The 11,072-nt window shown below is 44.6% G+C and carries 9 protein-coding genes and 1 tRNA gene; 5 read left to right on the top strand and 5 right to left on the bottom strand.

Features of this window, described 5'->3' with window-relative positions:
- Positions 1-133: 133 nt before the first annotated feature.
- Positions 134-3,277, bottom strand: coding sequence for a UvrD-helicase domain-containing protein (locus LDL18_RS07410; RefSeq protein ID WP_296508294.1), 3,144 nt, complete (start codon positions 3,275-3,277; stop codon positions 134-136).
- A gap of 113 nt (positions 3,278-3,390) precedes the next feature.
- Here LDL18_RS07410 and dgt point away from each other — a divergent pair, with 113 nt between their 5' ends.
- The gene (dgt, locus tag LDL18_RS07405; RefSeq protein ID WP_296508290.1) at positions 3,391-4,800 is read left to right on the top strand and encodes a dGTP triphosphohydrolase; all 1,410 of its coding nucleotides are present in this window, start codon (positions 3,391-3,393) and stop codon (positions 4,798-4,800) included.
- Between the two features lie 10 nt (positions 4,801-4,810).
- Here dgt and LDL18_RS07400 read toward each other — a convergent pair.
- The 4 genes from LDL18_RS07400 to kdsB form a co-directional block, all read right to left on the bottom strand.
- Positions 4,811-4,900 (bottom strand) — tRNA-Ser (locus LDL18_RS07400).
- Between the two features lie 219 nt (positions 4,901-5,119).
- Positions 5,120-5,896 (bottom strand): EAL domain-containing protein, encoded by a 777-nt coding sequence (locus LDL18_RS07395; RefSeq protein ID WP_296508288.1) that lies wholly within the window; start codon positions 5,894-5,896, stop codon positions 5,120-5,122.
- A gap of 124 nt (positions 5,897-6,020) precedes the next feature.
- Complete coding sequence (gene kdsA / locus LDL18_RS07390) at positions 6,021-6,899, bottom strand: 3-deoxy-8-phosphooctulonate synthase (protein ID WP_011241262.1); 879 nt, start codon at positions 6,897-6,899, stop codon at positions 6,021-6,023.
- Between the two features lie 16 nt (positions 6,900-6,915).
- Complete coding sequence (kdsB, locus tag LDL18_RS07385) at positions 6,916-7,716, bottom strand: 3-deoxy-manno-octulosonate cytidylyltransferase (protein ID WP_296508286.1); 801 nt, start codon at positions 7,714-7,716, stop codon at positions 6,916-6,918.
- Positions 7,717-8,108: 392 nt separating this feature from the next.
- On the opposite strand from kdsB, the gene LDL18_RS07380 reads away from it, so the two are divergent.
- From LDL18_RS07380 to LDL18_RS07365, 4 genes are all read left to right on the top strand, one after another.
- On the top strand, positions 8,109-8,723 hold the full coding sequence (locus LDL18_RS07380) for an outer membrane beta-barrel protein (protein ID WP_296508284.1): 615 nt from the start codon (positions 8,109-8,111) through the stop codon (positions 8,721-8,723).
- 294 nt (positions 8,724-9,017) lie between these two features.
- Positions 9,018-9,827 (top strand): outer membrane beta-barrel protein, encoded by an 810-nt coding sequence (locus LDL18_RS07375; RefSeq protein WP_296508282.1) that lies wholly within the window; start codon positions 9,018-9,020, stop codon positions 9,825-9,827.
- A 265-nt stretch (positions 9,828-10,092) separates the two neighbouring features.
- Entirely contained in the window at positions 10,093-10,317 is a 225-nt protein-coding gene (locus LDL18_RS07370; RefSeq protein ID WP_296508296.1) for a transposase, read from the top strand.
- Between the two features lie 141 nt (positions 10,318-10,458).
- The gene (locus LDL18_RS07365; protein ID WP_296508280.1) at positions 10,459-10,674 is read left to right on the top strand and encodes a hypothetical protein; all 216 of its coding nucleotides are present in this window, start codon (positions 10,459-10,461) and stop codon (positions 10,672-10,674) included.
- Positions 10,675-11,072 lie beyond the last annotated feature (398 nt).

Genomic DNA, 11,072 nt, shown 5'->3' with positions numbered 1-11,072 from the left:
AATTTAAATAATAGTCTTTTACATTGTTTTGTTTTTCATTTTTTAACAAATAAACATTTTTGTCTGTAAATAAAAAATAAGTCGATGCCCTGAAAGAGAACATCGACTTGGAAATTTTAGAAAAATTGCTTTTCTAGAATAGGCTGTATTGTGCCTTTCTATCATTAAACAGAGGTTTTTTAGGTGCCTTGGTCACGAATAGGCCTTTTAAAAGATCGAGAAAAGCGGCCGAAGTCTGTTTTTGATATTCGCCGTAGATAAAGCGTTTTTTAGCATGGCTTAGAAATAGATAATCACGAGCGCGCGTTAAAGCGACATAGAAGAGACGTTTTTCCTCGGCTTCTTCGGCCGGATTATCGGATTGATGATGCAGGTTAAAATTTTCTTCCTCGAGACCTGTGACAAAAACAACTGGAAATTCCAATCCTTTTGATGCGTGCATCGTCATAAGAGAAACTCTGTCACCCCGTTGATCATGGAAATCGACTTCATTTGCCAAGGCAATCTGCTCTAAGAAAAAAGCATGGCTTTGTTGCCCAGCTTTTTCAGCTATGATTTTGAGCCATGAATAGGCTTGTTCCCTGTCTGCCGGAGATAGAACAGCCTCCTCGCCTTGATTTTCCTGTGCCAGTTCAGTGGCGATATTTTCTAACGCGATTAATCGATCTTGAAGTGCTTCTTGCGGACTTTCTTCGATTTTGTCGATAAAGGCCTTGATCGCAGGATGGCGGGTAATCGCGATGGGGGCTGTTTTACGGACAGGGATACCAGCCTGATTGAAAGCTTTTTCAAAAGCCTTAGCTTGAAAATTATGGCGATAGAGCACTGCGAAATCTCGAAAACTGAAAGCTGTTCTCTGACTTTTCGCGGTGTTTTTCCCGTTTTGAGCGGTGAGCATGTCATGGCCGCCCATCAATTCTTCTATTTTTTGGACAACAAAGCGGGCTTCATCTACCTCATCGCTTGCGGGATAAAACAGAATTTTATCTCCCTGTTCTCGCATTGCTTGCCCCTTGTTATCCGGCATAACACGATTGGCCGCCGTCACAATATCAGCCATAGAACGGTAATTGCGGTTAAGATGACAACAGACAATCTCAGGGAAATCTTGTTGTAAGCGGGTGAAGCATTCGGAATCCGCGCCACGAAAATGATAAATTGCCTGATCAGGATCACCGATCACGGTTAATTGAGTATGCTTTCCCGTCAAAAGCCAGACAAGGCGATATTGCCAGATATCGATATCCTGAAATTCGTCCACTGATATAAAAGAAAAGGCAGTTACCCATTTTTCTCGCAAAGACGCATTATTTTCCAAGCCATGAACAGCCTTGATAAGCAAATCATCGAAATCAAGCCAGTGATTGTCCTGTTTCAGATTTTCAAGGCTTTGCCGGAGTATTTCTTCTTCGAGGTCACCCACCTCTCCCAATCTTTTCAGGAGAGAAAAGCGCTCCAATGCGTTATCCGCTCTTTGAGAAGATAGATTAGCTACTTCCATGAAGGCTTTTTTCAAACTCTGTGGATCCACAATGCGAAAATCGTCAGCAAGACCAAAAGCATTGCTATCCTTTTTCAGCATATCGAGTGCCAAAGAATGGAAGCTGTGAATGATCGGCTGGTTCTCTGTTTCTGGTAGAATTTGCTTCACCCTTGCCTTTAATTCGTCAGTGGCTCGTCGTGTGAAAGTGAGAAGCAGACATTTTTCAGCAGAGATAGCCTTTTCCTGTATCAGATGGGCGATACGCTGGGTTAGCATTTTGGTTTTTCCAGAACCCGGCCCCGCGAGAACCATCAAGGCTTTGTCCGTTATCAAAGCGGCAGCCTTCTGGTCACTATCCAACGTCGATAACATCGGATAATCGGGGATATCTCTGGCGGTTTCTTCTCGATTGGTATTGGGGAGGTTAGGGCTAGCTTGAAACGCGTGATTATCATCCGAAGGCGAGGACATTTTTATTATCGGATGGCGTGAAGGCTTGGCCATTTCGGTAACCGGAAAAAGCAAACCGCCCTTGGTCAGTTTTTCCATTTCTTCTTTTTCAAACAAACGGATAACGCCATATTCCCCGTCATACCCTGCTTGCCGGATAACTTTGCCTGCCCGTAAACGGCGAATTGCCTCTTCCAATAAAGGATGGATGGTCTGCATCTCTTCCAGAGGGACATGATGCAAAATCGCCATTTCAGAACCTAAGACCCGCAAACTTTCGGCATAGCGTTCCGCAACTTTGCGACTGGTCGATCCTACCCCCAGCAACTCCCCGAGAATCTCAGGTAATGGAATCAGGCTGCTAACCTCGCCTGCTGTTGCGGGGGGAATGGCTTCTTCGCGGTCAGCTAGCATCTCGACCCGATGGGCAACGCCAATCGTAAGCGGTTTTCCACAAACCGGACAAAGGCCATCCAAAGCTAAAGTTTCTTTGGGATTAAGGCGAATATGACAATTCCGATGCCCGTCTGCATGGTATTTCCCCTCTTCAGGGAAAAACTCAACGGTACCCACGTAGCCTTCGCCCGTTTCCAAAGCGTGTCGGAGAGGCTGAAATCCCATTTCACAGGAAAAAAGAGTGGCTTCTCGTCCCAATTTTGCAGGAGAATGTGCATCGGAACTAGAAATTAGACGATAACGGTCAAGCGATGAAACGCGCCAGTTCATTTCAGGGTCGGAAGAAAGGCCTGTTTCCGCTGCAAAAATATGGTTGGCCAAGTCACCATAACATTCCTCTATAGAATCAAAACCCGATTTTGATCCCAGCGCCGAAAACCACGGCGTCCAGATATGAGCCGGCGCAAGCCATGAATCTTTTCCAGATTCTAGGGTTATTTCGAGTAAGTCCCGTGAATCCAGACCCAGAATTGGGCGGCCATCTGAAACAATATTCCCGATCTTTGCCAATTTTTCTGCAAAGCGATCAACCGCGTCAAAGGAAGAATGATACACCAGATGATGCACTTTTCGGGTTTTATCGCCTTTTTTATAAATAGTCGAAATTTCACCTGAAATAATAAAGCGGACTTTTTTTTGGCAACCAGAAGGCAGTGTTGCCATCAAAGGCTCCTCGATTTCAGGCTTGAGGCGAAACAGGCCATTCCCTTCAGCGTAAAGCCTTTCTTTCATTTCCTGTCGCCATGTCGGATGGGTGCAATCCCCCGTTGCAACAAGCTGGATGCCTTTTTCAGCTGAACCTAGGGCTAGATGCTCAAGATCGAGATTACGGCTAGTGGCACGGGCAAAACGGGAATGAACATGGAGATCAGCCCAGAAACGCTTCATTGGAATACCTTCATATAAGTAAATTTAAATATTTTTAATAAATTCTATTTAATCAATGTAAATAACACCCATATATTATTAATTATTTCATATATTTATTTGAGGTATTTAAGATGGAATGGAAAAATTTACTTAATCACAATCGTCTTGGATATAGTCGTTATGCAGAAGATCCTGATCGGCCTGCTTTTGTCCAAGATGCTGATCGCATTACCTTTTCAACTGCTTTTAGACGACTGGCAAACAAAACGCAGGTGCATCCTCTTTATGAAAATGACCATATCCATCATCGTCTAATTCATAGCGTTGAAACCGCCAGTGTTGGAAGATCATTAGGCATGAGAATTGGTCGATGGCTAGAAAATGAAGGTAAAATCGAGAAAGGTGAGTGTCATACATTGGCCGGTATTGTTCAAGCCGCCTGTCTAGCCCATGACATTGGGAATCCCCCTTTCGGTCATGCTGGAGAAAATGCTATTGGAGAATGGTTTTCTAAAAAATTTGAAGACCAAAATAGATCACCTCTATTCAAAGATATTTTACCAGAAGAAATAGAAGAATTAAAAAATTTTGATGGCAATGCCCAAGGATTTCGCCTTCTTACTCGTCTTGAGATGTATCGTCATATGGGAGGAATGCGCCTGTCTTATGGTGTTTTAGGCGCTTTCGTCAAATATCCAGTAACAGCGTCGATAAGGCAAAAAACTAAAACAGATAGCAATGCTTGTATTTTAAAAAAAATCGGGATGCTAAAGAGTGAGCAAGATTTATTATCTTTAGCGCAAAACCCTTATTGCGGCCTCAAAAAAATCGGTATTTTCAAAAGTGAGTTAGGCCTATTTAAAGAAGTTGCCGAGGCTTTAGGGCTAAAAGTAGAAAAAACAGAAAATATTACATGGTGGCGGCGTGACCCTCTTGTTTTTCTGGTCGAGGCTGCTGACGATATTTGTTACAATATTCTTGACCTTGAAGATGCCTATGCTTCTGGTGATCTAAGTAAAAATGAAATCATGGATCATTTTGAAGGTATATGTAAATCTATTCATATCCCACAACAATATAATCCAGCTGAAGAAATTGCTCGCGCCCGCTCTGATTGCATAAGCAAGGCAATTAATGCTTGTGTTGACACGTTTAAAGCTCATTACGACGCATTGATGTCAGGGCAATTTTCAACATCCCTGATTGAAGAATCTAGTATCAAAGATAGTTTTAAGAAAATAAAAAAAATCGCCAAAGATCGTTTATTCACATCACGCAGAAAAACTGAACTGGAAGTCTATGGGCGCAATGTTGTCCATCAGATTTTGGAGGGTACTTTACCTATTTTTGAAAGTCTGATGAAGCAAAACTGGGATGCTGGGCAGTTGGAGCCCTATCATCGCCAATTATGTCAGACAGCCGCTCTTGATATAAGAGATGTAAGGAGCCCTTATGAAGCGCTTCATGCTTTAACGGATTGTGTGTCAGCTATGACCGATCGTTATGCCGTTAAAATCGCTAAAAATCTTTCGGGGAACTAACGCTGTTATATGGCGGAGAGGGTGGGATTCGAACCCACGGTACCCGTAAGGGCACAACGGTTTTCGAGACCGTCCCAATCGACCTCTCTGGCACCTCTCCGCAAATGGCAGCAACCATTATTCTAGTCGATATGAAGCGGGCTAGTAACGCAATTATTCATTTTTGCCAAGGGTAAATGGCGATATCGGCCTTAACTTTTTATCCGAAAGGAAAAGAGGTTAGCTTTATTCTGTAAAGAATAGGATTATCTCGTCTGTTTCTATTCTTCGAGGATGGTCAAAAAATGGGCTTTTTATTTTATTGAAATAACACCCCTTCTTAATGGGGCATCGTTGCCTGTGGCATTTCCATCAATGCAGGGCGCGCCAACAAAAAACCTTGCATCAAATCAACACCAAGCTCTTGCAGAACTTTAAATTCTTCGACCGTTTCGACACCTTCAACTATAAAATCAATACCAAGATCGTGACACAGGCCTACCATTGCTTTGACAACGGCACGCCGCCTTTTGTCATGTTCGATGCCGACAACATAATGCCGATCAAGTTTGATGATATCGGGATGATAGGCTGTCAAAAGATTGAAATTCGAATAAAGGCCGCCAAAATCATCAAAAGCCACTTTAAAATTTAAATGCTTATAGCGCGAAATGACATCACGAATATGGTCATATTCGGTGAGATATTCTTTTTCTGACCATTCAAAAATAAGGCGAGCAGGATTAATCCCCAGCTTTTCACAAGTGGATAACGTCTGGCTAAGGCAATATTCGGGATAATAAACAGCATTCGGCATGAAGTTGATGCTGATAGCACCCTCCCAATTACAGGACAATGCCGATTGCAAGGCTTTATCACGGGCTTTTTGGTCGAAACTATAGCGATTATTTTCGTCAATTTGGGAAAGAATGCTGTGAGCCCCCTCGCCCTTTAATCCACGAACTAAGGCTTCTTGTGCGTAGATGTGGCCATTCTTGATATTGACGATGGGCTGGAAAGCAAAAATAAAATTGAAGTCTAAGGGCTGCGCGTCTCTACTTTCACAGCAAGGTGACATGCTGTCATATTCTTGCATAGTTTGTTGAATCTGCCCCATCCTCATCGCTCCTTTTTCTACCAAAGCCCAATTGGCTTTTAAGGTAAAAAAGTTACCTACGTATTGACGGGACAGATTCTTTCTTAAAATAGCGCTGGATAAAAATCAGATATAATTGACCTTCTTATTGGTCAATCAAATGGCGTTCTTTCACAAAGCTATCAAGATCAACCAGATTGGTCAGTAACGGTTCCAGATGATCAAGCGGCACCGTATTGGGCCCATCGGACAGAGCATTGGCTGGATCAGGATGCGTTTCCAAGAACAATCCGGCAATACCGACAGAAACAGCAGCACGCGCCAGAACAGAGACAAACTGCCGTTCGCCACTGCTCTTATTACCAAGACCACCCGGGAGTTGGACAGAATGAGTTGCATCAAAAACCAACGGACAGTTGGTTTCCCGCATAATCACCAATCCCCGCATATCGGAAACCAGATTATTATAACCGAAACAGGCACCGCGCTCTGCAACCATAATAGAAGGAGCAGCAATACCCACTTCGGCAGCGGCGACCCGCGCTTTGGCAACGACATTAGCCATGTCGCCCGGAGCTAAGAACTGTCCTTTTTTGATATTAACCGGACGGCCAGAGGCCGCGGCCGCTTCGATCAAGTCAGTTTGACGGACAAGAAAAGCAGGAGTCTGCAAAACATCTACAACTTCGGCAACAGTTTGCACCTGTGAGGCTGTATGCACGTCAGTCAAAACCGGCAGACCAACATCCCGCTGCACTTTTTCAAGAATACGGAGGCCTTCATCTATACCGGGGCCACGGAAAGATTGGCTGGAAGAGCGATTCGCTTTGTCAAAAGAGCTTTTGTAGATCAGAAGAATGCCCAGCTTTTCAGCGATCTTTTTCAACCGCTCGGCTGTTCTTAAAGTCAGATCTTCAGTTTCAATGACACAAGGGCCTGCAATCAAAAATAATTTATGCCCAAGCCCAACCTCCTGACCACAAAGATTAAGGCTTGGATATTGGTTATTCAGTTTGTTAGACATAGCATGTTGCTTTCGCTTATTTGATACCACGCGCCATTAAAGTGGCTTCAATCAGGTCACGATCAACCGGATTGTTCAATTCCCATAATTCAAGATCAGGTTTGTCGATGAGCGGAACCTTAACCGCTATTCCTTCATCCAAAAAGCGTAATTGTTCCAGTCCTTCAATCAATTCCAATTTTGAGGGCGTGCGGGACGCATATTGCCGCAAAGTATCCGGTCGGTAAGCATAAAGGCCGATATGTAAGAAAACAGGGAGATCAGGATCGGCGCGATCTGCCTTGGAAAGATGAGGAATGACTGACTTCGAAAAATACAGCGCTTCACCTTTTTTATTGCGAACCACGGTTGTTCCCCCAACCAAGCCTTGCTTCTGGTCATCGAACAACTGAAACCGAACGGTGGGTGAAGTCGTCACGGCAGGAGTCGCAATACCACATTCCGGTGAGTCTTTCATAATATCGATCAGCTTTTCAACAATAAAAGCAGGGGTTAAGGGTGCATCTCCCTGAAAATTGATAATCAGGTCATAGTCATCGCCAAGCTGATCGAGAACAGCGGCACAGCGTTCGGTTCCATTTCGACAAGATGTTGGGGTCATTAAGGCCTCGCCACCCGCTTTTTGCACAACATCCGCAATACGCTGATCATCTGTTGCAACAACGACACGATCGACACCACGGACGGAAGAGGCCGCCATCCAGCTCCGTATAATAAGGGGCTTTTTGTCACCATCTGCCCCCGCCAAGGGCACAAGAGGCTTGCCCGGATAACGGGTTGAGGCGAAACGAGCGGGTATAACAATTGCCACGGCCATGAAAATATTCCTTAAAATGACAACTTTGAATATTGATAATTATTATGCCTTTGGTATAGAGGCGGAACATTCATAATATTATTGTATAAATATTATCTAATTTTTAGAAATTTAGTTTTAAAAACGGGGCCTTTGTAAAGAAAATAATGAGGAGAATTTCTTCGTTACCATCTGTTGCACGATGGCAACATAATCATTGTTTTATAGTATATTTTACTAATCAAGTCTAAAAATAAACAATACAACCCCGATATTATGCAATAATATTTTAAACATGCTATTTACGAAACTATAGGTTAATAGATATCTCGTGAATGGGTGCATTAGCTTATCGTTTTGCTTATGTGTAAAATGATATAGAGACCATGCCGAGTTCGGAAGTGGAGTAATTTATGCGTAAGATAATTTTTGCTGCCGCCGTTGCAACGGCTGCTATTGCGGCGCAGGCACCGGCTCAGGTTATAAATACCCCGACAACCTTTCGTGGTTTCCGTATTGAAGGTGACATCGGATGGGATCGTGCGCGGGCAAATGGCGTCGGCCAGAATAACATGGGCTATGGTGGTACCGCCGGTATCGATGGTCAGATCGGTAAATATTTCGTAGTCGGTGCAGAAGGTACCTATTGGAACCCCAGTAAAATGTGGGGCGACAATAACGGTAACAACATGGCAACCACCGGTAATGGTGGTAGTGTTTCTACCAAAGCTTTCCAAGAATGGGATGCTTCTATCCGTATGGGTTTCCTTGCACAGCCTGATATCCTGCTTTATGCAGTTGGTGGTTATGCAACGACCCGCGAACGCACCCTTTACACCGGTGCTGGTGGAACTGGCGTTGGCGGTTACCGCAATGTTGGCTGGAGCGATGGTTATTCCGTTGGTGGTGGTGTTGAATATTCCATCAGCAAGATGTTCTTCATGAACGCCCAGTATCGTTACTCTCAGTTCTCTAATCACACTTCCCGCCAGCGTGCTACGCTCGGCTTTGGTGTGCGCTTCAGATAATTTTTCATAAATAAAGCTCCGGTTATCTTTTTAACCGGAGCTTGAATGTTGCTTTATCTTTAAATAATTGTTGCGTCATTACCACATAGGAATGGGCAATATAAGATAGAGCGGTGCATAACATTGGATTTATGTGTAAAATCGTCCATGTCAGCAGAACCGGAGAGTATAAACACAGTAAGTTGGGTCAATAACTAACTTTGTTTAGCACTTTTTTCTTTGTATAAAACTTTTCCGACAGCGACTACGGACGATCAATATTCCCGAAGTCGCATGTGAAATGGAGTATATTGCATGCGTAAGCTTTATCTTGCAGCAACAGCCTTGACCACAGCGGTTGCATCACAGGCATGGGCACAGGATACTGTACCTCAGCCTGCGACCCCTTCCTATGGCGCCCCAGCCGTATCAGACACATCCGCTTCGGATGGTAGCGCACCTGTTCAGGATGCGCCGGTTGTCGCTCAGGATACTGTCGCACAGCCTGCTGTTCAGCCCGTTCCGCTGACCCCAGACCCAAATGAAGTTGCTAACCACAGCGGCATCAAATTCCGCGGTCTTCGCGTTGAAGGTGATATTGGTTGGACCCGTGCCCAAGCAAACCACACCTCTGGCCGTAACAACATGGGCTATGGTGGAACGCTCGGTGTCGATGCTGTTGTCGATAACTTCTTTGTCTTCGGTGTTGAAGGCAGCTACTGGAACCCCAGTAAAATGTGGGAAGATAATTCTGGTAGCAATGTTGCTATTGGCAGCAAAGGTAACAACATTGGCCAGATCGGTACGAATCAATATTCTGCCCGTAAAATGTTCCAAGAATGGGATGCAACCTTGCGTATGGGCTTCCTCCCGACCAAAGATCTGTTGATCTATATGGCGGGTGGTTATGCTTCTGGTAAGCAGCGGAATGTATCCGTCGATGGTGCAGGCGTTGCACTCAACAAAAAATATGTTGGTTGGAGCAATGGTTATTCCGTTGGTGGTGGTATCGAATATTCGATCACCAAGAACTTCTTCATGAACGCCCAATATCGCTGGACGCAGTTCGGTAATCACACTTCCCGTTCGCGCGCGACGCTTGGTTTTGGTTTCCGTTTCCCCTAGGGTTTCAGCCTTATAAATCTTGCGATTTAAGGCACAAAATATCTAGGCTATAGATTATATTTGAGGCAGCTCCGGTTCATAACTGGAAGCTGCCTTAAATATTTTCGGAACAAATTATTTTTATCTTGAGGATGATTAGCTCGATCGTCTTTCGATAATGTATTGAGCGTCCGGCATAGCCGATATGGCTTGCTAGGTTTTGTTGGCAAAGAATATAATTTAAGATTTTCAGGGATAAATTGAGGACAAGTTTTTGTAAGGCAGACTGGATGCGTGGAGATCTGACGGACGCGGAGTAGAAGATAATAGAGGGTTTTCTTCCAAGCGAACAAGGCCGCAGCGCGCGCCCCGAAAAAGTAATCGGTTATTTCTCAATGGTATGCTTTATGTCCTTCGAACAGGCTGCCCGTGGCGAGACATGCATGAAGAAATTCGGTCTATGTTCGATTTCGTAGGGGGGCGGACAGGGTGTCTGGGACACTCTTCTTGAAATCCTCGTTGATCTTGGCCTGACGGATGACTGGCAGCATAGGGTAGATAGCACGATCATTCTCGCCCACAGCCAAGCGGCTGTCGCAAAAAGGGAACGTATAAGGAAGGCTTTTGTCAAAGCTATGGTAATGGCGGCTTTATGAGCAAGATCCACGCCCGTTCCGATGGTCAAGGACGCCCTCTAGCTTTCGAACTAACCGGCGGTGAAGTCTCTGATTATTCTGGCGCGGATAGCTTTATAGATATTCCTGTCACAACGCCTCGCCGTTTTCTCAGAAAAAAGGATATGATAGCGATAGGTTACGCGGAAAACGGCTTTTTCAGCTATTCCTCCTGTTATCCCGCCTCGCTCTAATCAAAAAAATACATTCCTTACGATCTACAGCATTACAAAGATCGTAATCGTATTGAGCGGATGTTCAATAAGTTGAAGCCGTTCAGACGTATCGCCACAGGCTATGATAAAACCAGAAAATCTTTCCTCGCCTTCCTTCATATCGCCGCTGTAAAATTATGGTGACCTTACTTTGTCAACAGAACCTAATAGAGCGGATTCGCTAAAAATAAAATGATGAGAAGTTAACAGATGGCCAATATTGCCCCAGTTTGGGTCGAGCCATAAGCCTGAATTTCTAACATACCTGCGCCATAAAATTATTATTCTTGAGACGGGCAGACGGGCAGACGGGCAGACGGGCAGACGGGCAGACGGGCAGACGGGCAGACGGGCAGACGGGCAGACGGGCAGACGGG

This window comes from Zymomonas sp., assembly GCF_020216885.1.
GTDB lineage: Bacteria > Pseudomonadota > Alphaproteobacteria > Sphingomonadales > Sphingomonadaceae > Zymomonas.
The sequence above is the reverse complement of the archived record's forward strand: the minus strand, read 5'-3'. Positions and strand labels throughout refer to the sequence as shown.

What these genes read in the sequence shown, in the direction of transcription:
- kdsA (WP_011241262.1), bottom strand. Translation starts at nt 6,899, where the DNA reads ATGTCTAACAAACTGAATAACCAATATCCAAGCCTTAATCTTTGTGGT.
- LDL18_RS07365 (WP_296508280.1), top strand. Translation starts at nt 10,459, where the DNA reads ATGAGCAAGATCCACGCCCGTTCCGATGGTCAAGGACGCCCTCTAGCT.
- dgt (WP_296508290.1), top strand. Translation starts at nt 3,391, where the DNA reads ATGGAATGGAAAAATTTACTTAATCACAATCGTCTTGGATATAGTCGT.
- LDL18_RS07375 (WP_296508282.1), top strand. Translation starts at nt 9,018, where the DNA reads ATGCGTAAGCTTTATCTTGCAGCAACAGCCTTGACCACAGCGGTTGCA.
- LDL18_RS07380 (WP_296508284.1), top strand. Translation starts at nt 8,109, where the DNA reads ATGCGTAAGATAATTTTTGCTGCCGCCGTTGCAACGGCTGCTATTGCG.
- kdsB (WP_296508286.1), bottom strand. Translation starts at nt 7,716, where the DNA reads ATGGCCGTGGCAATTGTTATACCCGCTCGTTTCGCCTCAACCCGTTAT.
- LDL18_RS07395 (WP_296508288.1), bottom strand. Translation starts at nt 5,896, where the DNA reads ATGGGGCAGATTCAACAAACTATGCAAGAATATGACAGCATGTCACCT.
- LDL18_RS07410 (WP_296508294.1), bottom strand. Translation starts at nt 3,277, where the DNA reads ATGAAGCGTTTCTGGGCTGATCTCCATGTTCATTCCCGTTTTGCCCGT.